Here is a 26534-nt window from a genome sequence, read left to right as displayed (position 1 = left end):
ATCAACGCGTCTGGCCCGGGGCTACCCGAACACTGGCAAAGGTCTTGTCATCGAAACCGGCACCCAGCGATGCCGCACGCACATGCAGGTACCAGGCGCCGCTGCGATCAAGGGTCACCGGCGCTTCGTACACGCCATCGGCGACTTCCCGTGCCGCCACTTCGCGGGGGTGCGAGGTCGGTGCGAGGAAGTAGCGCAACTGCACGTCTTTCACGCCGCTGCGCTGGACTTTCTGCTTGCCCTGAACGATGCGAAAACGCACCACGTAGGGGTCATTGAGCGCCACGGCAGTCTTGTCGAGCAGAAACTCGACCTTCGGCTGCCCGAGGTGTTTTGCCACCGTGCCATCGGCTTCGATTTGCGCCGTGAAGCAGTGAATGATGTTCGGTTGATTGAGCAGGAACGCCACGTCGAAACGCCCCGCTGGCGGCAGTTTCACCCGCGCGCTGTACAGCCCCGGCGACACTTCGCGCAGGCTGCGGTCGATGACCATGGCCGCCCGCGCAATCTGCCCCCGGTTGGGGTAACCGGACATCGGCGCGTTCATGCCTTCGGCGTAGAAATAGGTGGTGTTGTCCACCGGGTTGACCACGAACACTGCGTTGTCGTCGCGCGATACCGCCAGGCTTGAGGCCAGCGGCAAATCCCCGGCCATGCGCGGCGGTTGCGGGCCGGCTTGAAAACCCTGGCTGATCGGCTGGCGGCCTTCACCGAGCGAGGCCAGATTGATCATGGTGACCTTCGGCGAGGCCAGTCCGCGCACGTAGGCATAGGCCTTGGTGAACACCACTTGATAGGGTTCGGCGGACACGTCGAGGTCGTGGATCGCCGAGTCGTTGGCCGCGTCGATGATCGAGGCGCGGTTTTCCACGGTGTTGAGCACCACGCCAAAGCGGCCGTCAGCGCTGAAACCCATCGGGCCGAGGCCTTGCTGGAGCGGGATAACCCGGCGCACGGCATGGCTGTTGCCGTCAATCACGGTCACGGTGCCGTCCTTGCCATCGGCCACGTAAACCCCGCCGGACAATGGCGAGTACGCGACCGACAGCGGGCTGGAGCCGGTTTTGACTTGCTTGAGGATGTTCAGGCTGGCGATATCCACAACGCTCACGGTGCCGTCGTCACGGTTGCTGACGAAGGCAAAACGGCTGTCCTTGCTGAAGCTGATTTCGTGATGGCCACGGCCGGTGGCCAGATGCTTGAGGGGTTTGAGGCTCTGAGTGTCGATCACCGTCACCCCGGACTCTTCGGCTTTGCTCGCGTTGTTGCCGACCCACAGCAAACGTTCGTCCGGTTGCAGTGCCACGCGCACCGGTTGGCTGCCAGCGGCAATCGAGTCGAGGACTTTGAATTGTTCGCTGTCGATCACCGCCACTTCGCCGGCCGTGGGCATCGACACGAATACGCGTTTGTTGTCTTTGGGCGTGACCCAGTCCATCGGCGGTTGCTTGAGTTCGATCCGCGCCATGGTGCTGGTGATGCCGCCGACCGACACCGAGGGATCGACCACGGCAATGCTCGCGTCGCGGTTCATCACCAACAGGTAATAACTGTTGAGATCGAGCAGTGGCCGCGCGCCGATGTTGGATTTGAGGAACACCCCGACCCGGGATTTGCAGCTTTTTTCGCGACCCTGGGCCAGATCGGCGGCGACGGTTTCAGGGTCGACCCACGCCCCCGGCGCCACACCGGACAACGGCTGGCCGGAGGCGCTGTCGGTGATGCGGAACTGCACGTCGGCGAACTCGCCTTCACGCAGTTTGCCGTCAGCGGCCAGCGGCTGGAGCTTGAAGTCCACCGCCACGCCATCGCGTTTCAGCACCTGGCCGCTCTCGGGTTGCGCCAGCGCCATTTCGCTGAGCGTGAGCAACGCCCCCGCGACTGTCAGCAGACAAACTCCCGTGATGTTGATGATCCTGTTCATACGCACTCCCCTAATCTCTGCCTGACAACTCGCTCCCACAGAACTCTTCGTTATCGCTACTGTCCCTGCGGTGCCGGTTCCGGCTCGTTGGTCACCCGCAGCAATCCCCACAACCCGGAAATGTTGCCGTAGGCGCCGTAGTCGCGGAACAGGTAGTCCCCCGGTATCGCATTGCTGCCCCCGGCGCTCGGCAGCATGAGGCTGAAGTGCGCTGCCGGCAGGACGCTCTCGCGGGCGCCGATGTACATCGACATCGGGTTGTAGCCGTAACGCACCGAACCCACGCCCGGCGTGCCCAGCGGATAGCCACTGGTGTCGCTCTTCTCGGCCTGGAACGGATTGATCGACCAGACGTGCCCGTCGAGCTGGAACGTGCTGCCACGGCTGCCACCGCTCGGCATCAGGACGTGTGCGCGCAACGGCTGCCCCGGTTTGGCGTAGAGCACCGGTGTCTGCGGATCACCGCCGACCAGCGCATTGCTGTAGGCCATGTGCGCGTTGGTCATGTCGCCATAACCTGCGCCATCGGCGTGCCCGAACGGTGCATCCGGGGCGAGGCCGAAGCGATACCACAGCGGCTCGGTCTTGTAGTTGATCGCCATGCTCGAGTTGTCCTGCGGATCGGTCGGCAAGCCGAAGCCTTCGGCGGCAATGCCTTCGACCGGCCGGCCGTTGGCCCAACGGGTGTTCAACGCCTTGTGCCAGACCATCGCGAAGTCGCGGTAAGTCGTTTGCCCCGGCGCGGTGACCGTAGCGTTGACCTTGCGCGCATCGTCGACCCAGGTGGCGCCGATCGGCAGGATGCTCATCGCCCCGCCAAGGCCTTTTTGCGGCTGCTTGATCACGTCCGCCGGGGTGAAATTCAAACCGCCGAACTCGACCGCCGTGGCATTGATGTTGTCGACGCTGCGGCCCAGTTGGGTCACCGGTTTGCCTTCACGCTCCAGGTGCCCGGCGTAGTACTGATAAGTACGGGTCGGGTACGCGCCGCTGCTGCCAACGCGCGGCGGCACGGTCTGGGTCGGGTTGGCGCCGACGTTGGTGCCGTCGGATTTGGTGATGTCGTAGGCCAGCAGTTGCGCGTGCAGGCCGACGTGGCTGGACGGCCGCATCAGGTTGTTGCTGAAGGTGGTCGAACCGAGGCCGCTGTTGCGGTCGCGCTTGACCATGCCTTGCATCACGGCGGTCTGGGTCAGATCCGGCATCACGCTCGGCAGGCGGTTCTCCAGAGTGATGTTGATGCAGTCACCCGCAGCCGCGCGCAGCACCAGCGGTTCGACTGGAATGCCGGGCTTGAGCTTGCCGCTGACCGGATCAAGGTCGGATTTGCGCACGTACAGGATCGCGGTCGGATCATGCAGCGGCCCGCTCTGCCCGCCGATGGTTATGGTCTCGCCATTTTCAGGGTCGGTCACCGTCACCTGTGGAATGCTCACCGTGCGCGAGTTCAGCACCAGGGTGCCGCCCGCCGGGTTTAGCGGCCCGCCGACATGCTGGCCGAGGCCTTCGGGATCGCCGATGGTCAGGCCCAGCGTATTGCCGAGGATGTCGTTGGCCAGGGCTGCGACCACTTCATAGTTGCGCTGCACAGTCGGCCGGGTGCCGATGCCGTTCGGGTTGGCGCCGTAGCGTGGGCAACTGCCTTCAAACGCGACGGTGTTGCGCATACCGGCCGGAGTCGGGTTGTTCGGGATGGCGAACAGGTCACTGCGTTTGGCGGTGTAGTTGCGCATCACGCCCCAGATACCGCTCCAGTAGCCTTCGATCGAGGCGTCCATCGAGTACAGATAGTCGCCCGTCGTTGCCGCAGAACTGGAGAGCATCGACACCGGCGCAATGAAGCCCATCTGCTCGGAGATGCCGATCATCTGCGACGCGCGCCAGCCGGAGTTGGAGCTGTTGCCGAAACCGGAACCGCTCTGCAGCCATTTCACGCCGTGCAGGGTGACGTTGTGCTCTTCCTCATGACCGCCGGCATGCACCCGCAGCCGCACGTTGTCGCCGGTATAAGTGCGCAGCATTGGCGTGAACGGGTCGCCCGGTTCTGCGCCGCCCTTGTTGATGTGCGGCGGGAACAGCGTGGTGCCGCCGGTAGGCCCGGTGGCCGAGGTGAGCAGGTTCGGCGCCAGGTTCATCGCCGGGATTGCACGGTCGGTACGGCTCTGCATGGCATACGCCAGGTCACCGCCGAGGCCGTCGGCCTGCATGCCGCGCTTGCCGTCCGGGCCGACCTTGTTCGGGTCGTAGACGCGCAGGGCCAGCGGCTCGTTGCGGTAGTTGACGACGAACATGCCAGGGTCATCCACCGAGATCGCCTGTGGGCATGGCCGGCTCGGGCAGCCCGGCACCTGACCACCCTGCACTTCCACGATACCTTCGAGCAGGTTGCTGGCGTTGTTGCGCACTGGCGGGTTGATCGCGTAGCGGAAGCTGTCGGCCGTGGCCGGGAACGCTTGCGGATTCGGCACACCGTTAGGCCCGGCGCCGACATACACACCGGCTTCATAGGCGTGCTGGAAGTCGCTGTATTCGAGGAAGAACTCACGGAAGCTGTCGTTCTTGCCGTCGCCATCGAGGTCGCCGGTGTTGATCACCGCCTGCCATGAAGTCGGCCCACCGTCCTGACGTGCGCCGCTGTACAGAGGCTCGCCGGTTTCGGCGTGCAACCAGGTGGAACCGGCAGGTTCAGCCAGCACAGTGGCGTACAGACCAATCTGTTGGTGCGTCGATGGGCCTAAGTGGTCGTGAGTGAAAATCGTGCCGAGGCCACGGTCCACGCCTTTGATATTGACCACCGGATCGACGAACCAGCGCTGCATCGCCGTGCGCGCACCGATCCAGTCGGCACGACCGAATTGACCAAAGTACGGATGCGCCTTGGCTTTCGGGCAAGTCTGCGTGCCGTCACGCGGGTCGGTACCTTCGCACTGGTTGAACTCGCGGATCGCGTGGATTCGTTCCTGCACGGCGCCTGGGGAGAGCACGCCGTCCTCGTAATTCCAGCCGTTGGATGAGCCGTCAGCCGAGGTCAGATCCCATTTCGGCAAGTGAATATGCTGGCCGATCACGTCGGTCGGTGTGCGCACCTGATAATCGTCCATCTCGTAAGTGGCCGGCACCAGGTTGGTTTGCTGGTATTGCACGCAATCGAAGGTGTTCATGCGCATCACCAGAGGCTCTGGCGGACGCTGCTTGGTGATCACCGGCCAGGCGTCTTCCCACAGCGCCAGAATGCGCGCCTGCGGAAAGTGGTAGCCGACTTTGTTGTACACCGCGTCGAACTGGATGTTGGCGGCTTTGTAGATCCGTGGCCGGTCGGCGGTGAAGGTCGAGGCGCCGACAAAGGACATGCCGTCAACCCGCTCGCCGCTGGCGAACTCACCGCTGCCGGCGCTGCTGGTCAGGCGTTTTTGCCGGTCATCCATGCAGGGCTCGTAGTACGGCGCGCCGGCAATCGGCAAGGCGCCGTTGGTGCGGAAAGCCTTGGCCACCACCTGATTGCCGGGCAGCAAGGCATAGCTTGGGTGATCCTTTTTCGCGTGGAAGGCCATGGCCGCCTGTTCGACTTCAGTGCCCTCTTCCGGCATATAAATCGGTTTGGCACGGGTGACTTCCTTGGAGAAATCCAGCGACGTGGTCACGGTGCGCGCCTCGCCTCCCGCCGACACGCCATCGAGTGTATGGCGCTGCAAACCACCGTCCCAACCACCGGATTGCGCCGGGTCGAGGTTGGCCCACAGCGCTTTGCCGCTGGCCTTCAGGGATTGCGCGGTGGCGGCGTCGAGCATGTCCAGCGGTGGGGTTGGCGGACGTTGGCCGACCGAGCTTTCCATGCCGCCGATCCAGAACGGATAACCAGGGTTTTTCAGGCTGCCGTCAGCATTGCGGTTGGCTTCGCTGCGATCCACCAACGCCAGGGAACCGATGGCTTGCCCACCCGCGTTGCCGCCTTGGTGCTCGCCGTCGTCGTCGCCCTCTTCTTCGTCATCGTCGTCGTTGCCGGCCACCAGGGTTTCACCGATTTTCGGCACCACCACGACTTTGCCGGGCATCGGTGCCATGGCTTTGCCAGGCAGCGGCACTATTGCAGGAATGGGTGTGCCGGCGATGATTTCGCCATCGGGCAATGCCCGGGCACCGGCCGCCGGTTTACCGCTGCGCAGCGCAAACGGTTCGCTGTGATAACCGTCCGCGCCTTGCTGCGAAACATCGAGCCGGGTGCCTTCTTCGAATACATCATGAACCCGCCACATGGCCCACATGCCCTGGGCGAAGTGCGGGTAGAAGTGGCAGTGATAGATCGCATCCCCCGCCACCCGGTTGCGGTTACCCGAACCGCCGTTGGCGATTTCATAGGTATAACCGGCGCCCGGCCCAATGCCCTGGGCGTCGACGTAATCGGAGTTGTCGTCGTTGGGGTTGAACAGCCACTGATGGCCGTGCAGGTGAAAGATGTGCTGCTCGTGACCATTGTGGGTATTGCGGAATTTGACGAAGTCACCAATGTAGCTGTGGTTGACGTTCGACGGCTCCGACGGATACAGGGCCATGGTCGCTTTGACACCGATCTGATCGGCACGAGGCGTTTGGCCCGGGAGAATATTCTCAAGTCCCGCGTTGGCCGGTACGTCTACCAGCATTGCCACGTCGCCGACGGTGTGCGAGCTGAGGAAGAACTCTTCGTAAGCGCAGGACAGGCAGTCATGCATCGGCCCTACGCCCAAACGGTTGGCGACCACTTCGGCACCCATGCCGCCGGAGCCGTAGTTGATCATGAACGAATCGCGGGTCGGCTCCAGCACATGGGCCATCACCGGGTCTGCCCAGTAAGCGGGAAATGCTTGCGTGGCGGCGGTTTCGTCCTGGAACTGCGAGGCGAAATCGCGGAACGGTTCGAGTCGGTTAGGGATCGCCGGGTTGCGTTTGCCGACCGATTCCAGCGGATAAGTGCTGGCCGGGAAGCTGCCGTCGGCGTTGCTGCCCATGACAATCGCGTCGCTTTCGCTGGAAATGATTTCACTGCCGTCGACCATGTTGATGATCGGCGTGCCGGCCTTGCCTTCGCGCAGCCACGGTTCGCGCTGCGGATAACGCGCCTGGTAGTCGACGATGGGCTGACCGGTCGGTGCACGGCCGGTGGTGGCCAGGCGCATTTCCTCTTCGGTCAGGGTGTTGCGATAGCTGCGGCCGCCCTTGGGCACCACCACGACCTGGCCGAACAGGCCGTTGGCAACGTTACCCGCCGCGCCTTCGCCGCCAAACGTCGCACCGCGGCTGCTGACCGCAAACGCGCCTTCGCGCTCGGCGAACAACGTATAGGAGCGGCTTGCGCCCGGCACCACCAGGGTGTTGGCGTTGCGCCCGGTGAACGAGGAAATGTCGTCGATGCTGTTCACCGCTTGCAGGCCGTTGACCTGGAAACCGACATGACGATCAGCGACTTGCTCGTCGACTTTGAACGCTTCGGCGCCGTTGGCGTTTTCACCGCCCTCTTCTTCGCCCTCGTTTTCGAAGTGCTTGTTCGGGTTGGCTTGATAGTCGAGCAGGTTCTGCAGATTGATCGTCAGGCAATCCCCCGCCGCCACCCGCAGCACCAATGGCCGCGGACGCTTGTCCGCACGCAACGACACCTTGCCCGGCACCGCCGCGCCGCCGTAGGCCAGCGACACGTCATGCTCATCGACCACATCGCGGCGCAGGGCGTACATCATGCCGTTGGCGTTCTGCGCACCGAGGCGGTTGAACATCAGCGGCTGATCGAAGGCCACGACATTGGCCACCAGGTTGCGCTCGCAGCGCACGGCCGCGCTGGCCAGGTCGATGCTGAGCATCGAGGCCAGTATCAGCAACCAATTGAATGAGCGATGAGCGTGATGAATGCCGACCATGATCGCAAACCTCGTAGTGGGTGCTCACGGGAATGATTCTCGTAAACCGGTGGAGCAATCCGCGTGCCACAAAAAATTTCATTACCGTTCAATCAGTTACCGCAACGACTTGAGATTACGGGGGATATTCCCCACCGCTTTTCCCCACTTTTCGGGCCTGCCCGGTTTGCCCCGAAAGTGGGTGAACCGGGTGGGCCTACAACGGCGCATCCATCGCCAGCCCCTGCAATCGCCGGTATTGGCGCAGCACGTTGGGCACATAACGCTGGGTTTCAGCGAACGGCGGAATCACCCGGCCACGGCTGAGCACGGCTTCCGGCCCGGCGTTGTAGGCGGCCACCGCGAGCGCGATATCGTTGTCGAACAGGGTCATCAGACGCTTGAGGTATTTGGCCCCGCCCTGGATGTTGGCCTTGGGGTCGTAGACGTCCTTCACCCCCAACTCCCGTGCGGTGTCAGGCATCAACTGCATCAACCCGCCTGCCCCTTTGGGCGAGGTCGCGCCGGCGTTGTAATGCGACTCGGCGTTGATCACCGCGTGCAGCAACGCTTCAGGTAATTGATGGGCTGTCGCCGCCGCCGAGACCAGTTCGGCATAGGGCTGCCTGGCGATCATCTGCGGCTGCTGATCAAGGCTGACCAGCGGTTTTTCGGCTTCCTGAATCACCCGTTCGTAAGTGCGTCCGGGACGGTGAACATTGGACAGAACGTAGCTGCCCTTGGCGTCCACGGAGATGAACACATCGGCTTGCGCGGTGCCGCCAAGCAGCACACAGCCGAGCAATCCGCTGGCAAGAAATTTCATGTCGGGCCTCCCCGGATCAGCCCCGATAAATTGGGGGAAATGCCCCAATGGCCGATCACGTTTGAGCCATACGCAAGCACTGTGCCGTTTCTTCGAAAGCCCGAAACACAAGGGCTTCAGCCAATCAACCAGGTTTAAGCGGGGGCTGAGCATGGCAATTGCATAAGCCCTCTTGGCGACACGGCTGCCACTCACGGGAGGTCATCATGAAGCTGCAAATTCGTACGCGTAGCCAACGCGGATTCACCCTGCTCGAATTGCTCGTGGTGCTGGTGGTCCTTGGCCTGTTGGCCGGGATCGTCGCGCCGAAATACTTCGCCCAGTTGGGCCGCTCCGAAGTGAAAGTGGCCAAGGCGCAGATCGAAGGCCTGAGCAAGGCGCTGGACTTGTATCGACTGGAGGTAGGCCACTACCCGTCCACCGAACAAGGCCTACAGGCATTGGTACTTGCGCCTAGCGATGAAGCGAAATGGACCGGCCCGTACTTGCAGAAAAAACTTCCGCAAGACCCATGGGGCCGAAATTACGCCTACCGCTATCCCGGCGAAAACAGCGAGTACGACCTGCTGTCGATGGGCAAGGACGGCCAGCCCGGCGGTGACGGCGAAAACGCCGAAGTGACCAATTGGCAGTAAGCGGAGCGCGGCCCATGCGATTTAATCTGAAAGCGGTCGGCAAGGCTGGCGTGGTGTCTATGAGCATTGAGGCGCCGGGGCACAGCGAGGCGCGGCACATCGCCGAAGACCAGGGTTTGCGCGTGCTCAGCCTGCACGCGGAAAAACACTGGCGCTCACTGCGACTGCGCCAGCGCGAAACCTTCAATCTGGTGTTGTTCAGCCAGGAACTGACCACCCTGATCAATGCCGGCTTGCCGTTGATCGATGCGCTGGAAAGTCTCGCCGAAAAAGAAACCGCCCCCGCTGCCCGCAAAACCCTGAGTGAACTGGTGCGCCTACTGTACGAGGGCAAATCGTTCTCCCAGGCATTGGGCCAGTTGTCGGCAGTGTTTCCGCCGCTGTACGTGGCGCTGGTGCAGTCCAGCGAAAAGACGGGTGCGGTCGGCGAAGCACTGGGTCGTTACGTCAGCTATCGCCAGCGTATGGACGAGGTGCGGCAGAAGATCGTCAGCGCCTCGATCTACCCGCTGTTGTTGCTGGTCGTCGGCGGTGGCGTGGTGTTGTTTTTGATGGGTTACGTGGTGCCGCGCTTCAGCCTGGTGTTCGAAGGACTGGGCTCGAACCTGCCGTGGCTGTCGCAGATCCTGATGAGCAGCGGGATGTTTCTGCATGCCCATCAGCTTGAGTTCTTCGGTGCGTTGGCGGCGATTGTCGTGGCCCTCGCCCTGCTGCAAAAACAGCCGGCGTTTCGCCGATGGCTGGATCGGCTGGTGGAGAAGCTGCCCGCCGTCCATCAACGGATTTTCATGTATGAACTGGCGCGGTTTTACCGTTCGCTGGGGATTCTGCTGCAAGGCGGGATTCCGCTGGTCACAGCCATGGGCATGGTCCGCGGCTTGCTCACCGTGGCGTCGCGGGCGCGGCTGGATCAGGCCTGCGAGCGAGTGCGCGAAGGCCAGTCATTGTCGGCTGCTCTGGAACTGAACCGGCTGGTGACGCCAGTGTCCCTGCGGCTGCTGCGAGCGGGCGAACAATCCGGCAACCTCGGGCAGATGATGGAACGCAGCGCCGATTTCTACGACGAAGAAATCAGCCGCTGGATCGAGTGGTTCGTGCGTTTGTTCGAACCGCTGCTGATGACCTTCATCGGCCTGCTGATCGGGGTCATCGTGATCCTGATGTACATCCCGATTTTCGAACTGGCTTCGAGTATTCACTGACCTCGGGAACGGGTCGGATCGACGCAACAATGCTCATCGACGTTCCCAACAAAATCACAAAGACGGAGAACGATATGCACATTCAAAAGCTCGTGCTCGCAATGGCCATCGGCGCAGTTCTTTCAGCTTCTACCGTATTGATTCCGGACAGCCTGTCGGGAGTAGCCACTGTTCAAGCCAAGGAAGGTGGCAGTGGCGGAGGCGGTGGCGGACATGGCGGCGGTGGCGGAAACGGTGGCGGCCATGGTGGTGGGGGCGGTGGTAGCGGCGGCGGAGGAAGTGGTGGCGGGAATGGTGGTGGCCACGGTGGCAGTGGCAGCGGTAGCGGTCATGGCGAAGGCGGCGGACACAGTGGCAGCAGCGGTCAGGGCTCGGGACATTCCGGCGATCACTCAGCCTCGGGTCGCAGCGGCAATCACGCCGAACCGGGGGATGATCACGGCGTACACCGGTCAGGTGAAGTCGGTGATGATCGCGGTGTTCACGTCGGCGGCGAACCTGGCGATGACAAACGCGCCAACTGAACCCACCTGAAAACACCACGATCCCTGCGGCAGCTCCTACAAAGGGTGGGCGACTGGATTCTGGTTAAGGCGTTCCCGCAAAAACTCCACCAACGCCTGCACCGGCCGCGAAGCCTGACGATGTTGCGGATACACCGCTGACAACGTCAGCGGCTCCGGACGCAGGTCATCGAGCACCGGCACCAATCGCCCATCCTTCAACGCCGCGCCGACAATGAACGTCGGCAGATAGGTGATCCCCATCCCCTGAACAGCTGCATCGCGCAGTAATTCGCCGTTGTTGACCCGCATGCGCCCGGTGACGTTGACCAGCAGCGGCTTGCCCTGCCCCTCATTGAACCGCCATTGCACCGAGCGCCCGTGACCGTAGGGCAAGCAATCATGACTGTGCAAATCTTCGGGTTTGAGCGGCGTACCGCGTTCGGCCAGATAGGCCGGGCTGGCGCAATACACCCTTTCGATAGAGGCGATACGGCGGGCGATCAAGGTCGAGTCTTCCAGCACACCAATGCGCAGCGCCAGGTCATAGCCTTCGCCGAGCAGGTCCACCGGGCGGTCGTTCAAGTCGACTTCCACCGTGACCTCGCGATAGCGCTGCAAGAACATCGGCAGCAGACAACCCAGGTGCGCCACGGCAAACGACAGCGGCGCACTCAGGCGAATTGTCCCGCGTGGCTCGGCGGTTTGCCCGGCGATGCCCTGCTCGACCTGCTCCACCTCACTCAACAGGCGCAGGGCCGATTCGTAATAACTCTGGCCCAGTGGCGTGACGTCCAGCCGGCGGGTCGAGCGGTTCAATAAGCGCACGCCAAGGCGCTCTTCCAACTGCATCAACCGGCGGCTGACGAACTGCTTGGACAGGCCCAACTGATCGGCTGCTGAGGTGAAGCTGCCGGAGTCCATGACCTGGCAAAAAATACGCATGTCTTCGAACGGGTTCATTGTCACTCTCTGGTGGACAGTTAAACGCTTTATAGCCGCTTTTTCACTTTTCGGCATCCCACTAATCTGTGCTCACGGTGTTGCTGAGGCCTGAACCCCAGCGCCACAGCAGCCCGCAACTCAGGCATAAAAAATCAAACGGATTAAAGGAATTGCACATGAACATCGTCAAAAAAACCCTGACCGCTTCCCTCCTCGCCCTGTCCATCGGCAACGCTTTCGCCGCTGGCAGCCCGGGTGTCGAACACAACACCCAAGCCTTTCTCGAAGCCCTCGCCGCCGGTGGTGGCAAGCCGCTTGAGCAACTGAGCCCGAAAGACGCCCGTGCGGTGCTGACCGGCGCGCAGGCTTCGGTGAAGGTTGATCTGTCCGGTGTGGAAGTCAGCGACAAGGCGATCAAGGTCGACGGCCAGACAATCAACCTGAAAGTGGTGCGTCCGGCCAAGGTCAAAGGCGAGTTGCCGGTGTTCATGTTCTTCCACGGTGGCGGCTGGGTATTGGGCGACTTTCCGACGCACCAACGCCTGATTCGTGACTTGGTGGTGGGTTCTGGCGCTGTGGCGGTGTACGTCGATTACACGCCGTCGCCGGAAGCGCAGTACCCGACTGCGATCAACCAGGCTTACGCCGCAACCAAATGGGTGGCTGAGCACGGCAAGGACATCGGTGTCGACGGCAAGCGTCTGGCGGTGGCCGGCAACAGCGTCGGCGGCAACATGGCGGCGGTCGTGGCACTGATGGCCAAAGAACAGAAAGCCCCGGCGCTGCGCTTCCAGTTGCTGATGTGGCCGGTGACCAACGCACAGTTCGACGATGGCTCGTACCAGCAATTCGCCGAGGGTCACTTCCTCACCAAAGGCATGATGAAATGGTTCTGGGACAACTACACCACCAACCCGGCCGAGCGTGCGCAGATCCACGCCTCGCCACTGAACGCCAGCGCCGAACAGCTCAAAGGCCTGCCCGCCGCGCTGGTGCAGACCGCCGAGTTCGATGTGTTGCGTGATGAAGGCGAAGGTTATGCCCGACACCTGGATGCGGCAGGTGTACCGGTGACCGCGGTGCGCTACAACGGGATGATCCACGACTTTGGCTTGCTCAATCCGCTGAGCCAGATTCCCGAAGTGAAAGCGGCGGTACGCCAGGCAGCGGCTGAGCTGAAAACCCACCTCAACTAAGCCCAAGCCCTTCCCCACGCAGCGATGTATGGGGAAGGGCTTTTTTGTGGAAGCGCTCCCATGAACTTCATGCTTGCTCACCTGCTGTCCTGGAGTGCCGTGTTGCTGGTGCTCGATGGCCTGCTCTGGCACCTCGCCCCCTTCACACATCGCGCGCCGCGCGTGGGTGTGCGGCTGGTGCTGTTTCTGGCGTTCACCGCGCTGGTGATCAACGCCGGTGTCAGCCCTTTGCAGGCGCCGCAGTTTGCCGATGACCAGGTCGCGCAACTCGGTGCAACCGCGCTGGGCATTATCTGGTGGTTGTACGCCGCGCGCGTCCTTACCGAAGTCATCGGCCTGATCCTGATGCGGCGCATCGGCCACAGCGGTCGCTTGTTGCAGGACGTCATCGGTGCGCTGGTGTTTCTGGTGGCCATCGTCGCTGCGGCCGGCTACGTGCTGGAGCTGCCGGTCAAAGGCTTGCTGGCGACGTCCGGTGTGTTCGCAATCGTCGTCGGTCTGGCACTGCAAAGCACCTTGGCCGATGTGTTTTCCGGGATCGTTCTGAACACCACCAAGCCGTATCAAGTGGACGACTTCGTGGTGATCGACGGCGTCGAGGGCAAAGTGCTCGACATCGATTGGCGCGCCACGCACCTGCTGACCAGCGCCGGCACCATGGCCGTGGTGCCGAACTCGGTGGCGGCCAAGGCCAAGATCGTCAACCTTAGCCGGCCGAATAACATGCATGGCGTGTCGATCAGCATCAAAGTGCCGAACCACATCCGCCCACGCCGCGTGCTCGACGCCCTCGACCGGACGCTGCAAGGCAGTAGCAGCCTGCTGCTGAGCCCGGCGCCGAAAGTGGTGTTGAAAGAGGCCGGCGAAGAAATGTCCGAATACGTGGCCAGCGGGTTTATCGCCGAACTGGGCAAGAAAAGCGAAGTGCGCAATCAACTCTTCGACCTCGCACACCGCCACTTGGAAGCCGCCGGGATTTCGCGGCATCCGGACGGCGTGATCGAGCCGTCGACCCGCGCCCGCGCGTTGCTCGATGAAGTGAAAATCTTCCGCTCGCTGAGTGCCGACGAACGTGATCGTCTCGCCGAATCGATGGTCGCGCAGCAGTACAGCGCGGGCCAAGTGGTGCTGGATCTGGATGAAGTGCCGGACAGTCTGTTCGTGATTGCCACCGGAGTGGTCAGCGCAACGGTGCCGGATGGCGCCAGCCAGACCGAGGCCGGGCGCATGGGGCCGAGTGAGGTCATGGGCGAGCAAAGCATTCTGGCGGATACCCCGTCGCAGGCTACGTTTACGGCGCTGACGTCTTCGATCATCTACCGTCTCGACAAGACCCTCACGCGCGAATGCATGGAGCAGCGCGCTGAGGTTGGTCGGGCGTTGAACAAGTTGCAGGCGGTGCGGCAGCAGAACAGTCGCCTCGCGTTGATGGTTAAACCGGTGGTGGTGAGGAAAGGCGGGTTTCTCGGTTGGCTGCAAAAGCGCTGATGCGAAGATTTTAAGATCAAGAGCTTACCCCCTCACCCCAACCCTCTCCCCCAAGGGGGGCGAGGGGGAAAGGGAGCTGATCTTCAAGCTTTTCAAGACCGGAGATCGACTCGATCGCTCAGGTCGGTGCAACTCGAAAGAACCCCTCGGTCAGTCCCCTCTCCCTCGGGGAGAGGGCTAGGGTGAGGGGCTTTTCTGGCGCGATCGATTACTGGGCCGTGAACTTGGTGTAGCTGTTGATCAGGTTGCGGTAGTTCGGCAGGCGTTCCGAGAGCAGATGCGCCAGGCCTTCCATGTCGTTGCGCCAGTCACCCTGCAGCTCGCAAGCCACAGCGAACCAGTTCATCAGATGAGCACCGGCCGCCGACATGCGTGCCCACGCCGCTTGTTGCACGGTGGTGTTGAAGGTGCCGGAAGAATCGGTCACCACGAACACTTCGAAACCTTCAGCGATGGCCGACAGCGTCGGGAATGCCACGCACACGTCAGTCACCACACCGGCGATGATCAGTTGCTTGCGACCGGTAGCCTTGATGGCTTTGACGAAGTCTTCGTTGTCCCAGGCGTTGATCTGGCCTGGACGCTGAATGAACGGCGCGTCCGGAAACTGCTCAAGCAGCTCAGGTACGATCGGGCCGTTCGGGCCTGCGTCGAAACTGGTGGTGAGGATGGTTGGCAGCTTGAAGAACTTGGCGATGTCGCCCAGTGCCAGCACGTTGTTCTTGAATTCGTTTGGCGAGAAATCCTGTACCAGCGAGATCAGACCGGTCTGGTGATCGACCAGCAGCACAACCGCATCATCTTTGTTCAGACGCTTGTATGGAACGCTCATGGGAAACTCCTGGGTGGATGGTTGTTGCGTGAAGCGCCGACCGTCGAGGCCGGCGCTTTTGGGTAAGAATCAGAAGGCGAAGCAGGAACAGCCGAACGCACCCCAGAAACCGGCGAAATCGCTGACCGGGGCATTCGACAGGCGCGCCTTTTCATGGCTGTGCGAGTGCACGGCGCACGCGCCGACGCATTGGTGCACCTGAGCCTGCATCGGCGCGTTCTGGCGCCAGTGGCCCGGGACTTTTGCCACTGGCGACCAGTCCGGCAGCACCGGCACGCTGGCTGGCCCGAGATCCTGGAAGTAGCCCGCGGCGTAAACGATCTTGCCGCCAACCACGGTCAGTACGGACTCGATCCACTTGATGGCTTCTTCTTCGACGTGGAAGAAGTCCGCGCTCAGCGCCGCCAGATCTGCCAGTTGCCCGACTTTGATCTGGCCTTTCTTGCCCTGCTCGGACGAGAACCAGGCACTGCCGTGGGTGAACAATTCCAGCGCGGTGGTGCGCGGCAAACCTTCTTCGTACAGCGCCAGACCACCGACCGTGCGGCCGCTGACCATCCAGTACAGCGACGTCCACGGGTTGTAGCTGGAAACCCGCGTGGCGTCGGTGCCTGCGCCGACCGGCACACCTTCGGCGAGCATGCGTTTGATCGGCGGCGTGGCTTCAGCGGCTTTCGCGCCGTAACGGTCGACGAAGTACTCGCCCTGGAACGCCATGCGATCCTGAATCGCGATGCCACCGCCCAGCGCTTTCACCCGTTCGATGTTCTGCGGGGTGATGGTTTCAGCGTGGTCGAAGAACCACGGCAGACCGTTGAACGGAATGTCACGGTTGACCTTCTCGAACACGTCGAGCATGCGGCTGATCGATTCGTTGTACGTGGCGTGCAGACGGAACGGCCAGCGCTGTTCAACCAGATGGCGCACCACCGGTTCCAGCTCCTGCTCCATGGTTTGCGGCAGGTCCGGGCGCGGTTCGAGGAAGTCTTCGAAATCCGCTGCCGAGAACACCAGCATCTCGCCGGCGCCGTTGTGGCGCAGGAAGTCGTCGCCCTGGTGCAACTTGACGCTGCCGGTCCAGTTCTGGAAATCGGTCAGCTCTTCTTTCGGCTTCTGGGTGAACAGGTTGTAGGCGATACGCACGGTCAACTGGTCATCTTTGGCCAATTGCTCGATCACCTGGTAATCGTCCGGGTAGTTCTGGAAACCACCGCCGGCATCGATCGCGCTGGTCAGGCCGAGGCGATTGAGTTCGCGCATGAACTGGCGAGTCGAGTTGACCTGATACTCCAGCGGCAGCTTCGGCCCCTTGGCCAGCGTCGAGTAGAGAATCATCGCGTTGGGTTTGGCCACCAGCATGCCGGTCGGGTTGCCATTGGCATCACGGACGATCTCGCCACCCGGCGGGTTCGGCGTGTCACGGGTGTAACCGGCCACGCGCAATGCGGCGCGGTTGAGCAGCGCACGGTCGTACAGGTGCAGGACGAACACTGGCGTGTCCGGCGCGGCCTGGTTGAGTTCTTCGAGGGTCGGCATGCGTTTTTCGGCGAACTGGAATTCGTTCCAGCCGCCGACCACGCGCACCCACTGCGGGGTCGGTGTGCGGTCGGCCTGCTCCTTAAGCATGCGCAGCGCATCGGCCAGCGACGGTACGCCCTCCCAGCGCAGTTCGAGGTTGTAGTTCAAACCGCCACGGATCAGGTGCAAGTGCGAGTCGTTGAGACCGGGGATGACGCAGCGGCCGTGCATGTCGATCACTTGCGTGGACGAACCGCGCAGGGCCATGGCTTGGGTGTCGTTACCGACGACCACGAAACGGCCGTCCTTGATCGCCACGGCACTGGCCAGTGGTTTAGTGCGGTCTACGGTATGAAATTGGCCATTGAAGAGAATCAGATCGGCGTTCATCGCAGTTCCTTCGACAAAAAATGAATGGTTTCAGCGTGACGGGTGTTCTGTGGATTCGACGTGTGTATGGGCCTGACCGGCTTCCAGCCAGGGCGCAAACAAACGGGTCACGGGCGGCATGAACACGTACACCACCGACAACACGATGGTCAGGGTGATCAGGAACGTGGCAATCACGTAGTTGGAAAGCAGTGGGTGCAACCCGAGCAGCGGCCCCCAGATCAGCGGCACCAGCAGGGTGTGCGGAAAAATCACCAGCAAGGTGACCACCGCCTGCTTCCAGCGCGGTGGCGGCGAGGCGGCATCGGCCAGCGGCGCGAACCAGAATTCATTGACCGGGGCGACCTCAGTCTGGTCGCCATCAGCGAGCATCGGAGCGGCTTCATCGACCAGGGCCTGACGCTGCGGTGACTCCAGCCACAATTGCATCGCCTCGGTCGAGCAAAAGCGCAGCACGCACGTGTAGGTATCGAGGCCGGCGCGCTTGCCGCGCACCACGTCGACGCCCAAGTGCCCTTCGCGCTGCCCCGCCACCCGTACGATATTGCGCAACCAGGCTTCATAGGCTGCTTCAAAACCGGCCTTGACCCGGTGCTTGACGATCAGCGTGACGGTCTCATCGGCCCCCGGTGCTTTTTGACTAAGGACTTCAGGCATAACGCAGTACTCCGGGTAAACGAACATTGAGCGCCAGCCGTCCCGGCCCGGCGATAAACACAGTGGCAAACAGGATCAACAGCAGCCAGCCGAACTGCCCCTCGGCCACACTCCATTGCGGATGCACGACCAGCATCGCCACCAGCAGCACAAACAGAATAGGCAAGCACGCCAATCGCGCCAGCACTCCGGCGACGATCAGTAGCGGGCAGAGGACTTCGGCAAAGATCGCCAGAATCAGGGTGAGGTGGGCGCCGAGGTGGAACGGGTCTTCGATGAGTTGCAGTTGGGCCGTAAAGTCCAGCAGCTTGGGCAAGCCGTGTACCCACAGCAGAAACAATCCACCGCTGCCCCGTAAAAACAGTAAACCGAGGTCGCGCGCCCGTTCGTCTCGTTGCAAAGCATTCATGACCCGACCCTTTAAATGTCATTGACCTGAATAATGCCAATGCGGGGCGGGGAGAAATTGGATGGATGTGCTCTCTTTCTTTCAGTCACCTAAAACCAATGTGGGAGCGAGCCTGCTCGCGATAGCGGTGTGTCATTCAACATTGAAGTCGACTGACCGGGCGCCATCGCGAGCAGGCTCGCTCCCACAGGGGATTTACGTTTTTTCTTCAGGCTGGCGGAATATCCAGCGATGCCGACATGAACTGGCTGATCCGCGAGCGCAACCACTTCTCCGCCGGGTCGTTGTCATGCACCCCGCTCCAGGCCATCGACAATTGCGCCGCCTCAATCGGGAACGGTGGGTCTTCGGCGCGCAGGGCGCAGCCTTCAACCAGCGCACAGGCGGCGTAATCCGGCACCGTGGCGATCATTTCGGTGCCCGCCAGCAAAGCGCGCAAGCCGCTGAACTGCGGCACGCCAAGCACCACGCGACGGCAACGGCCAAGCTTGGCCAGATCCAGATCGATGTTGCCGCTCAAGTCACCGGAGAACGACACCATCGCGTGCGGCCGTTCGCAGTATTCGTCCAGCGTCAGCGGCCCCGGACGGTCGTCGCCGCGCAGGACTTTGCAGGGAATGTCGCGCAGCTTCTTGCGTTTGGCGTTGGCCGGCAGATCGGTGGTGTAGCTGACGCCAACCGAGATTTCTCCGGAGGCCAGCAGCGCCGGCATCAGCAAATAGTTGGCGCGGCGTACCACGACCACAATCCCCGGCGCTTCCTCCTGAAGTTGGCGAAGCAGCGGCGGAAACAGACCGAATTCGGCGTCATCCGACAGACCAATGCGAAACACCTCGCAACTGCTCGCCGGTTCGAATTCCTTGGCCCGGCTGACCGCCCCGGAAATAACGTCCATTGCCGGTTGCAGCTCTTTGAGAATCGCCAGGGCGCGGGCGGTCGGCTCCATGCCGCGACCGTTGCGCAACAGCAACGGATCATCGAACAGATCCCGCAAACGGCCGAGCGCCGCGCTCACGGCGGGTTGGCCCATGAACAGTTTTTCAGCGACGCGGGTCAGGTTCTTTTCGAACATCAGTGCTTCGAAAATCACCAGCAGGTTCATGTCGACGCGACGCAGATCGTTACGGTTCATGGGCTCGTGTTCCTTGCCTGGAGGTCTTGTTCAGTCATGCGAAAGCGCCTTACTTTACTCGATCAACGGTACTTTGGCCGCGCGTTTATAAGGGCCGTATTCCACCGGCACCCATTGGAAATGCTGGTCGATGGCGGTGACGTGACCGATCCCCGGAAACGGCAGGTGCGCAGCGGTCACCCAGGTTTTGCTGGCGGCAGCAGCGCTGAACACGGCGTTACGGCTTTTGATGGCCTGCTGACTGTTGACGTCAAAACTGATCGACACTTCAGGGTGTTCGAACTGCACGGCAAGGTTGTGCACCAGATCGCCCATGAACACGATGCTCTGGTTCTGCGAGGTAAATCGGTAAGTGGTGCTGCCTGGCGTGTGCCCGCTTTCAAGTTGCGCCTCAACCACGCCCGGCAAGGGTGACTGGCCCGGCGTGAAGGTTTTGAAGCGGCCGGCGGCCACGTAGGGCGCCGTGGAATCCTGAGCGATTTTGAAGAACTCTTTCGCCCCGGCCGGTGCCTTGGCCAAGGCCTGCGGATCGAGCCAATAGTCAGCTTCAGCCTTGGCCGCATACACCGTGGCGTTGGCGAAAATCGGTTTTTGCTGAGCGTCGACTAATCCGCAAACGTGATCCAGATGCAGATGGGTCAGCAGGATGGTATCGACCTGTTCCGGTTTGTAGCCCGCTGCCTGCATGTTCGCCGAGAGCTGGCCGGCAGTCGCGCCAATGCACTGCCCGGCGCCCGTGTCGACCAGGATCAACTGTTTGCCGGTGTTGACCAGAAACGCGTTGAACGCCGTTTGCACACCCGGGGTTTCAATCGAACGGCGAGCGAGCAATGCACGGATCTGTCCCTGACTCATGCCCTGAAGCAGTTTGGGCGACAGATCGTTGTAGCCGTCGAACAGCGCGGTCACTTCATAGTCGCCCAACGCCAAACGGAAGTAACCGGGCGCCTGCGTACCGACCTGCGGCGCTTGTGCCACAGCACTACCGGCCGCCAAGGCGAGTGCCAAACCGAGTGTGCCCAATGCAGCGTGCAACGAACCTGTCATGCGAGTCCCCTTGCTTGATCGATCTTCGACGGCACCGAACGTGTGCCTCTTATTAGTCGTCATCCTCGCCGATCCGCCCCGTCGCCGACTTGCAGCGATGTGCTGAGTTCAAAGTTTTGCGGCGCAATTAACAACGTTTAACTCGTCAGTCCTCCGGCCCCGTCCAACAATGAAACCCACTGCGAAACATTGTTTTCTTGACCAGAGGGGAAAGCACCCAGCGTGCGTCCCCTCCCCCGACACGGACATTGGCCATGGCTCACTTACAACAAACAGTCGCCCTCGCCCCCGCCAGCGAATCCCGCACACCGCGCATCGGCGGCCTCAGTCCACAGCGCGAACGGCGGGTCAAACAGTTGATCCTCGATCGCCTGGGTGAAAGCCTGGAGGTCACCGAACTGGCAGAGGCATGTTCGTTGTCACGCAGTCATTTTTCCCGAGCGTTCAAGTGCAGTACCGGGCTCTCGCCACAGGACTGGATCCGGACTCAGCGCATCGCCCGCGCCAAGCTGTTGATCCAGCACACCCACTTGAGCCTGACGCAGATCAGCCTGGAATGCGGTTTCTGTGATCAGGCGCACTTTTGCCACATCTTCACCCGTAGCGAAGGGATCAGCCCGTTTGCCTGGCGCTGTCGTGAAGTGCCGGATATGAAGCTCAAAAGATCGCAACCTTCGCCAGCGTCTGCCGGCATGCGCCTTGCAGTGTAGGCGCCGATCCTATCGCCACTTCCTCACTTGTGCCTCAACCGCTGCGCCACTTGTGCCACCCGCTCACCCAGATGGGCCGCCGTACGCCGGTCTTCGAGCGGCGGCGCCTGCTCGGGCGTCTGTTCGACATTGGATTGGGACATCGCACCGAGCGAGCTGCCCAGACGGTTCAATTGCCCATCAAAGCACCCGGCCGCCGAGCGCGCCGGGAGCAAATCGAGGCCAACCCATATCATCGAATGTTGCGCGGCGAACACCGCCATTTGCAGCAACGTATTGAGCTTGTCGCCGCACAGACTGCCGGAATTGGTGAACCCCGCAGCGACCTTGTCGCGCCACGGTTTGGCCAGATAGAACGCCGCGCTGGCCTCCATGAAATGCTTGAAGCCCGCCGACGCGCTACCCATGTAGGTCGGCGCGCCGAAGATGATCGCATCGGCGCGGTGCAACTCATCCCAATAGCGTTCGACTTCTTCTACCGCGACCAACCGACAGGTACTGCCCAGGTGCCGTTCGACGCCCTGCGCTACGGCTTCGCCATGACGCGTGTGTGGCCATAGCCGCTGTGATAGACCACCACCACGTTGCTCATTGCGCCGTCCTCCGGACGAGTGCATTCCATTGCAGCCATCAGGTCTGTGCCTGAGGTTGAACTTGTTTGATCGGAGTTTTGAGGCTGGAGCGGACGCAGACGAGTTAATCGTTGTTAATTGTCCGTGGCGCAGAGCGGTGATTTGGGCATTGCAGTGTGTAAAAACGGAAGTTACGCCATAGCGTTTCGAGTGTTGACGGCAATCTGCACGTTGCACTGGCGCCAGAACCTGAGGAATATGTCCGCAAACTGCGGATTAGAAGGCTTGCGTGCAACTGACGCCCTGATCCGCCCTGCCCTTCACGGAGGCTTCACAAGCCTGGGGCAGGATGACAAGAATTTCGCAGGAGTGAGCGGTTGAGTCTTTCCCCGAATCAGGCCATCGGTTTCGGCCCCTATCGGATTCATCCTGGACAACGGCTGGTGCTTGAGGGCGACCAGCCGTTGCGCCTGGGCCGACGCGCCATGGACATTCTGCTGATCCTGCTGGCGCATGCCGGCGAAGTCGTGAGCAAGCAGCAATTGATCGCCGGGGTCTGGCCGGACAGCGTCGTGGAAGACATCAACCTGCGGGTTCACATGGCGGCCCTGCGCAAAGCACTCGGCGATGGTCAGGCCGGACAGCGATACATCGTCACCGTGGCACAGCGCGGCTACAGTTTTGTCGCACCGCTCGTGCTGCAATTGATCGACCAACCCACCTGCGCCGAGACCGGCACGCGGCATAACCTGCCGCTGCGCCGCACGCGAATGATCGGCCGGCAGCCGCTGGTCGACAGCCTGATCAGGCAGTTGCCGCGCCAGCGCTGCATCACGCTGGTCGGCCCCGGCGGTATCGGTAAAACCACCGTGGCCCTGCGCGTTGCCGAACAGATGATCGGCCACTATCGGGACGGTATTCGGCTGCTGGATCTGTCGCCCATCAACGACGCGCGAATGATCTGCTCGCACCTGGCGGCCCTGCTTGATGTGCTACTGCATGACAACGAGCCGCTGACCAGTCTGGTCAACGCCCTGCGCCAGCGCCAGATGCTGCTGGTGATCGACAATTGCGAACACCTGATCGCCGCCGTGGCGCTGATCGGCGAGAGCATTTTGCGCGGTGCGCCACAGGTCCACATTCTGGCCACCAGCCGCGAGAGCCTGCGTGCCGAAGGCGAGTATGTGCAGCGTCTTGAGTCCCTTGATTACCCGCCGCCGATTGCCGTGCTTGATCGCGTACAGGCGTTGAGTTTTTCTGCACTGCAACTGTTTGCCGAACGCGCAATGGCGGCTCACGAGGGCTTCGAACTCAGTGACGCCGAGTTGCCCGATGCCATTGAAATCTGCCGTCGTCTGGACGGAATTCCGCTGGCGCTGGAGCTGGCGGCGGCACAGGTCGCCGAACTGGGTCTCAACGGTTTGTTGAGCCAGTTGCAGGGCCGCTTGCCGGCATTGGCCGCCGGCAATCAAAGCAGTGTGGAGCGTCATCTCACTCTGCGTGCCACGCTGGACTGGAGCTTCAACCTGCTCACCGATTGCGAACAGACTTGCCTGCGCCGACTCGGCGTGTTTCGTGGCGGCTTCACGCTGGAGTCCGCCGCTGCCGTGATCGGTGGCCAGCACATCAAGCCCGGCGAAGTGTTTGGCTCGATCACGCAACTGGTCGCCAAGTCGTTGCTCAACGTCGAAGTCGGTGATGAAGAGGTGTTCTACCGGCTACTCGATACCACGCGCCGTTATGCCCTGGAAAAGCTCGACCAGTGCGCCGAACTCGCCGAAACCCGCGAACGCCACGCTGAACGCTGCCTGGCACTTATGTATCAGGGGCAGACCGATTGGGAAAACACCCCAACCGACCTCTGGATCGAGCGTTATGCACGCGGCCTGGAAGACTTGCGCGCGGCGCTGGACTGGAGCCTGAACGGTGTCGGCCCCAATGATGTAGGGATTTATCTGGCCGCGACCTCGGCGCCGCTGTGGCAAGAGTTGTCGCTGCTCAAGGAGTACGGCGGTTACGTGCGTCAGGCGCTGGCCCTGCTCGAAAACGCTGATGAGGCTTGCCCTCGGGTGAAAATCGCCTTGAAACTGGCGCTCGGCAGCGCCTGCTACCACACCTGGGGCGGCACCCCGGAAACCATCGCGGCCTTCGTCGACGCCCACGCGCTGGCGCAGGAACTTGACGATGTAGCCGGGCAACTGCGCGCGGTGTCCGGGCACATGGCGGTCAACCTCAGCTGTGGCCACTATCGACTGGCGCTGGAACAGAGCGAACAGTTCGATCGACTCGGCGTGCACGGCGATCCGCTACTGTCGCTGAGCACGCATCGTTTGCGAGTATTGGCGCTGCATTACGCCGGCGACCAGCCGCAGGCGCGCCTGCATGCAGAGCAAGTGATTCAGCGCATGGCGCAAAGCGGTAATCTCAACCGCTTCACCCATGGCTTCGGCGTGCAGTACGACCAAAGCGTCGCCTCATTGACGGTGCTCGCCCGGGTGTTATGGCTGCAAGGCTTCCCGGAACAAGCCTGGCGTACGGCACGGCAGGCACTGGACATCGCCGTGCAAATCAATCACGGCACCTCGATCTGCTACACCCTGGCGTTGGCCAGTTGCCTGATCGCTCATTACAACGGAGACCAGCAAAACGCCCGTGCTTTGCTGAATCTGTTGCTGGAGCAGGCACAGAAGCATTCGGTACTGCTGTTCTATCGATGGGCACGGCACTACGCGCAGGTCATCGACGCCGATACCGCCGCGCCGATGCCAACCGATGACAGCGGCCTGATCAGGGAAATCATGGTGACGCTGGACAGTGGCTTTGTTGATGATGCGTTGCTTGAACGGGCACAGAGCGGTGCAGCAGGCTGGAGCGCGGCAGAAATTTTGCGCGCTCGGGCGGATCGATTGTTGAATGAAGAATCGGGTTGCCCTAAAACCAACAACACTCAGCAAGCAGAAGATGTATTGCGCCAAGCGCTGTTGATCGCTCAAACCCAAGGCGCTCTGGCCTGGGAATTGCGCAGTGCCACATCGCTGGCCCAACTGTGGCAACGGCAGAACCGCTATCGCGAAGCGCTGGACCTGTTGAGTCCGATATACCAACGCTTCACCGAAGGCTACGCGACCCCGGACTTGCGCAAGGTGCGCGTGTTACTCGACGAGTTGGGCGGTCAACTGCGAACCTGAAGCCAAACGACTGCGACTGACGTGGCGCGCATGCCGGCGCACGTAGTCGTTGGACTCACCACTGCGCTCCAGTTGCTCGCGGGCATAACGACGGGTCGTGTTGAGCATGCGATAGCGCACCCCGGCACTGCCCCGCTCCACCGTCAGCAAGGACTTCTGCGCCAACCGCTCAATTATCAAGGCCAGCGTCGACGGTGGTAATTGCGCACAACTGATCACCCCCATCGCGGCATCAATGGCAAACGCCATTTTGAACACTGACAGGCGTTGCAGTACCCGTTGTTCCTGATCGTTCAGGTGCTGATAACTCCAGTCCAGCGCAGCTTTCAAGGTTTGATGGCGGGGCACGGCCGTACGCCGGCCATGACTGAGCAATTGCAAACAATTGTCGAGCTGTGACTGCAACCCGACCATCGCCAACGCATCGATGTGCGCCGCCGCCAGTTCAATCGCCAACGGCAGCCCGTCGAGTCGTCGACAGATGTCACGCACGGCATGGAGATCTTGTTCGCGCAGGGTAAAACCCTGCTGCCGGGCACGGGCACGACTGACAAACAACTGCACTGCCGAATAGCCCATGGTCTCCTCGACACTGCTCAACGCCGAGGATTTTGGAATGACCAGCGGCGGCAGGATCTGCACCGTCTCCAGACTGGCCTGTAATGCTTCACGACTGGTGGCGAAAATCGACAGCCTTGGCGCGGCCTCCAATAAACGTTCAACCAAAGCCTTGCAGGCTTCGCGCAGGTGCTCGCAGTTGTCCAGCACCAACAATGTGTGGCGGGCAGACAGCGTGACAAGATCGGTATCAAGGGTTTGCAACAGATGATCGAGCAGTGGCGTAGCGTCGTTGACTACCGCCAGATCCACCAGCCATACCCCGTCACGAAAGTGCTGTAACAGCAATTCCGCAGCGCGCAACGCCACCGTGGTTTTACCGACACCCGCAGGCCCCGTCACGGTCATCAACCGGCACAGCGGCAATTGCCGCACCATCGAGCCCACCACTGAGTCGCGACCGGTGACCGGCGTCAGCCGCACAGGCAAGTTGTGTTGCGGTGCCTGGAGGTTTTCCAGGGCCACTTGCGCGGTACTGTCGCCGTGCACCGCAGCAACGAAACAGTAGCCGCATTGCGGCACGTTGACGATGTAGCGTTGGCCGTTTTCACCATCACCGAGGGCCCGTCGCAGGGCAGCGATGTGTACGCGAAGATTGATCTCCTCAACCACCGAGGTGGGCCAGACCCGCGCAATCAACTCTTCCTTTCTGACCACTCGACCTGCGCGCTCGACCAGCACCTGCAGAATGTCCAGCGCACGCCCGCCCATGCGCAGTGGCCGATCCCCTTCGAGGATCAGCCGTTGGCGCAGATGAAAGGCGTAGGGGCCGAAATGCAGCACGGTCGCCTGGTTCAAATCGTTGAGGCTGTTCATGCCAACTATCTTGGCAGCCTGCGATGACGGCACAACCTCCGTACAGGGCGCATCACGGA

Annotated in this window: 18 protein-coding genes and 1 pseudogene; 7 read left to right on the top strand and 12 right to left on the bottom strand. The window is 61.7% G+C overall.

Annotation, left to right across the window (positions count from 1 at the left end; all coding sequences use genetic code 11):
- Nucleotide 1: 1 nt before the first annotated feature.
- The 3 genes from IAI51_RS02255 to IAI51_RS02245 form a co-directional block, all read right to left on the bottom strand.
- Nucleotides 2–1924, bottom strand: coding sequence for a YncE family protein (locus IAI51_RS02255; protein WP_187676997.1), 1923 nt, complete (start codon nucleotides 1922–1924; stop codon nucleotides 2–4).
- Between the two features lie 56 nt (nucleotides 1925–1980).
- Nucleotides 1981–7812, bottom strand: coding sequence for a manganese-oxidizing multicopper oxidase MnxG (mnxG, locus tag IAI51_RS02250; RefSeq protein WP_187676996.1), 5832 nt, complete (start codon nucleotides 7810–7812; stop codon nucleotides 1981–1983).
- A gap of 196 nt (nucleotides 7813–8008) precedes the next feature.
- Entirely contained in the window at nucleotides 8009–8617 is a 609-nt protein-coding gene (locus IAI51_RS02245) for a lytic transglycosylase domain-containing protein (protein ID WP_187676995.1), read from the bottom strand.
- 206 nt (nucleotides 8618–8823) lie between these two features.
- Between IAI51_RS02245 and gspG the strand changes: the two genes are divergently transcribed.
- The 3 genes from gspG to IAI51_RS02230 all read left to right on the top strand — a co-directional run bounded on the left by gspG (nucleotide 8824) and on the right by IAI51_RS02230 (nucleotide 10978).
- Nucleotides 8824–9252, top strand: coding sequence for a type II secretion system major pseudopilin GspG (gene gspG / locus IAI51_RS02240; RefSeq protein ID WP_187676994.1), 429 nt, complete (start codon nucleotides 8824–8826; stop codon nucleotides 9250–9252).
- Between the two features lie 14 nt (nucleotides 9253–9266).
- On the top strand, nucleotides 9267–10454 hold the full coding sequence (locus tag IAI51_RS02235; protein WP_187676993.1) for a type II secretion system F family protein: 1188 nt from the start codon (nucleotides 9267–9269) through the stop codon (nucleotides 10452–10454).
- Nucleotides 10455–10528: 74 nt separating this feature from the next.
- Nucleotides 10529–10978 (top strand): hypothetical protein, encoded by a 450-nt coding sequence (locus tag IAI51_RS02230; RefSeq protein ID WP_187676992.1) that lies wholly within the window; start codon nucleotides 10529–10531, stop codon nucleotides 10976–10978.
- 36 nt (nucleotides 10979–11014) lie between these two features.
- Here IAI51_RS02230 and IAI51_RS02225 read toward each other — a convergent pair whose 3' ends face one another.
- Nucleotides 11015–11920, bottom strand: a complete 906-nt coding sequence (locus IAI51_RS02225) for a LysR family transcriptional regulator (RefSeq protein ID WP_187676991.1) — start codon at nucleotides 11918–11920, stop codon at nucleotides 11015–11017.
- 158 nt (nucleotides 11921–12078) lie between these two features.
- Here IAI51_RS02225 and IAI51_RS02220 point away from each other — a divergent pair, with 158 nt between their 5' ends.
- A complete protein-coding gene (locus IAI51_RS02220) occupies nucleotides 12079–13098 on the top strand; it encodes an alpha/beta hydrolase (protein WP_187676990.1) in 1020 nt (339 codons plus the stop codon).
- Between the two features lie 60 nt (nucleotides 13099–13158).
- On the top strand, nucleotides 13159–14586 hold the full coding sequence (locus IAI51_RS02215; RefSeq protein ID WP_187676989.1) for a mechanosensitive ion channel family protein: 1428 nt from the start codon (nucleotides 13159–13161) through the stop codon (nucleotides 14584–14586).
- A 208-nt stretch (nucleotides 14587–14794) separates the two neighbouring features.
- Here IAI51_RS02215 and ycaC read toward each other — a convergent pair whose 3' ends face one another.
- The 6 genes from ycaC to IAI51_RS02185 all read right to left on the bottom strand — a co-directional run bounded on the left by ycaC (nucleotide 14795) and on the right by IAI51_RS02185 (nucleotide 20571).
- Complete coding sequence (ycaC, locus tag IAI51_RS02210) at nucleotides 14795–15418, bottom strand: isochorismate family cysteine hydrolase YcaC (protein WP_187676988.1); 624 nt, start codon at nucleotides 15416–15418, stop codon at nucleotides 14795–14797.
- A gap of 69 nt (nucleotides 15419–15487) precedes the next feature.
- Nucleotides 15488–17326, bottom strand: coding sequence for an amidohydrolase (locus IAI51_RS02205; RefSeq protein WP_187676987.1), 1839 nt, complete (start codon nucleotides 17324–17326; stop codon nucleotides 15488–15490).
- 30 nt (nucleotides 17327–17356) lie between these two features.
- A complete protein-coding gene (locus IAI51_RS02200) occupies nucleotides 17357–17983 on the bottom strand; it encodes an antibiotic biosynthesis monooxygenase (protein WP_187676986.1) in 627 nt (208 codons plus the stop codon).
- Entirely contained in the window at nucleotides 17976–18392 is a 417-nt protein-coding gene (locus IAI51_RS02195) for a DoxX family protein (RefSeq protein WP_187676985.1), read from the bottom strand. The genes IAI51_RS02200 and IAI51_RS02195 overlap by 8 nt, the downstream gene beginning before the upstream one ends.
- A 208-nt stretch (nucleotides 18393–18600) precedes the next feature.
- Nucleotides 18601–19524, bottom strand: a complete 924-nt coding sequence (locus tag IAI51_RS02190) for a LysR family transcriptional regulator (protein WP_187676984.1) — start codon at nucleotides 19522–19524, stop codon at nucleotides 18601–18603.
- Between the two features lie 54 nt (nucleotides 19525–19578).
- Nucleotides 19579–20571 carry an MBL fold metallo-hydrolase gene (locus IAI51_RS02185; RefSeq protein ID WP_187676983.1) on the bottom strand — a complete coding sequence of 331 codons (993 nt, stop codon included), beginning with the start codon at nucleotides 20569–20571 and terminating at the stop codon, nucleotides 19579–19581.
- Between the two features lie 254 nt (nucleotides 20572–20825).
- Here IAI51_RS02185 and IAI51_RS02180 point away from each other — a divergent pair, with 254 nt between their 5' ends.
- Nucleotides 20826–21281: a helix-turn-helix domain-containing protein gene (locus IAI51_RS02180; protein WP_187676982.1), complete on the top strand. Its 456-nt coding sequence runs from the start codon at nucleotides 20826–20828 to the stop codon at nucleotides 21279–21281.
- Nucleotides 21282–21304: 23 nt separating this feature from the next.
- Here IAI51_RS02180 and IAI51_RS02175 read toward each other — a convergent pair.
- A pseudogene (locus IAI51_RS02175) lies at nucleotides 21305–21873 on the bottom strand (flavodoxin family protein).
- A gap of 357 nt (nucleotides 21874–22230) precedes the next feature.
- On the opposite strand from IAI51_RS02175, the gene IAI51_RS02170 reads away from it, so the two are divergent.
- Nucleotides 22231–25041 (top strand): ATP-binding protein, encoded by a 2811-nt coding sequence (locus tag IAI51_RS02170; RefSeq protein ID WP_187676981.1) that lies wholly within the window; start codon nucleotides 22231–22233, stop codon nucleotides 25039–25041.
- Here IAI51_RS02170 and IAI51_RS02165 read toward each other — a convergent pair.
- A complete protein-coding gene (locus IAI51_RS02165) occupies nucleotides 25006–26475 on the bottom strand; it encodes an ATP-binding protein (protein ID WP_187676980.1) in 1470 nt (489 codons plus the stop codon). The two genes, IAI51_RS02170 and IAI51_RS02165, sit on opposite strands and share 36 nt — an antisense overlap.
- Nucleotides 26476–26534 lie beyond the last annotated feature (59 nt).

It is taken from the genome of Pseudomonas sp. N40(2020) (genome assembly GCF_014472415.1).
Taxonomy (GTDB): domain Bacteria; phylum Pseudomonadota; class Gammaproteobacteria; order Pseudomonadales; family Pseudomonadaceae; genus Aquipseudomonas.
This window is presented reverse-complemented; position numbering and strand designations above follow the sequence as displayed.

What these genes read in the sequence shown, in the direction of transcription:
- mnxG (WP_187676996.1), bottom strand. Translation starts at nt 7,812, where the DNA reads ATGGTCGGCATTCATCACGCTCATCGCTCATTCAATTGGTTGCTGATA.
- IAI51_RS02165 (WP_187676980.1), bottom strand. Translation starts at nt 26,475, where the DNA reads ATGAACAGCCTCAACGATTTGAACCAGGCGACCGTGCTGCATTTCGGC.
- IAI51_RS02195 (WP_187676985.1), bottom strand. Translation starts at nt 18,392, where the DNA reads ATGAATGCTTTGCAACGAGACGAACGGGCGCGCGACCTCGGTTTACTG.
- IAI51_RS02190 (WP_187676984.1), bottom strand. Translation starts at nt 19,524, where the DNA reads ATGAACCGTAACGATCTGCGTCGCGTCGACATGAACCTGCTGGTGATT.
- IAI51_RS02185 (WP_187676983.1), bottom strand. Translation starts at nt 20,571, where the DNA reads ATGACAGGTTCGTTGCACGCTGCATTGGGCACACTCGGTTTGGCACTC.
- IAI51_RS02220 (WP_187676990.1), top strand. Translation starts at nt 12,079, where the DNA reads ATGAACATCGTCAAAAAAACCCTGACCGCTTCCCTCCTCGCCCTGTCC.
- gspG (WP_187676994.1), top strand. Translation starts at nt 8,824, where the DNA reads ATGAAGCTGCAAATTCGTACGCGTAGCCAACGCGGATTCACCCTGCTC.
- IAI51_RS02180 (WP_187676982.1), top strand. Translation starts at nt 20,826, where the DNA reads ATGGCTCACTTACAACAAACAGTCGCCCTCGCCCCCGCCAGCGAATCC.
- IAI51_RS02230 (WP_187676992.1), top strand. Translation starts at nt 10,529, where the DNA reads ATGCACATTCAAAAGCTCGTGCTCGCAATGGCCATCGGCGCAGTTCTT.
- IAI51_RS02205 (WP_187676987.1), bottom strand. Translation starts at nt 17,326, where the DNA reads ATGAACGCCGATCTGATTCTCTTCAATGGCCAATTTCATACCGTAGAC.
- IAI51_RS02200 (WP_187676986.1), bottom strand. Translation starts at nt 17,983, where the DNA reads ATGCCTGAAGTCCTTAGTCAAAAAGCACCGGGGGCCGATGAGACCGTC.
- IAI51_RS02255 (WP_187676997.1), bottom strand. Translation starts at nt 1,924, where the DNA reads ATGAACAGGATCATCAACATCACGGGAGTTTGTCTGCTGACAGTCGCG.
- IAI51_RS02245 (WP_187676995.1), bottom strand. Translation starts at nt 8,617, where the DNA reads ATGAAATTTCTTGCCAGCGGATTGCTCGGCTGTGTGCTGCTTGGCGGC.
- IAI51_RS02235 (WP_187676993.1), top strand. Translation starts at nt 9,267, where the DNA reads ATGCGATTTAATCTGAAAGCGGTCGGCAAGGCTGGCGTGGTGTCTATG.
- ycaC (WP_187676988.1), bottom strand. Translation starts at nt 15,418, where the DNA reads ATGAGCGTTCCATACAAGCGTCTGAACAAAGATGATGCGGTTGTGCTG.
- IAI51_RS02225 (WP_187676991.1), bottom strand. Translation starts at nt 11,920, where the DNA reads ATGAACCCGTTCGAAGACATGCGTATTTTTTGCCAGGTCATGGACTCC.
- IAI51_RS02215 (WP_187676989.1), top strand. Translation starts at nt 13,159, where the DNA reads ATGAACTTCATGCTTGCTCACCTGCTGTCCTGGAGTGCCGTGTTGCTG.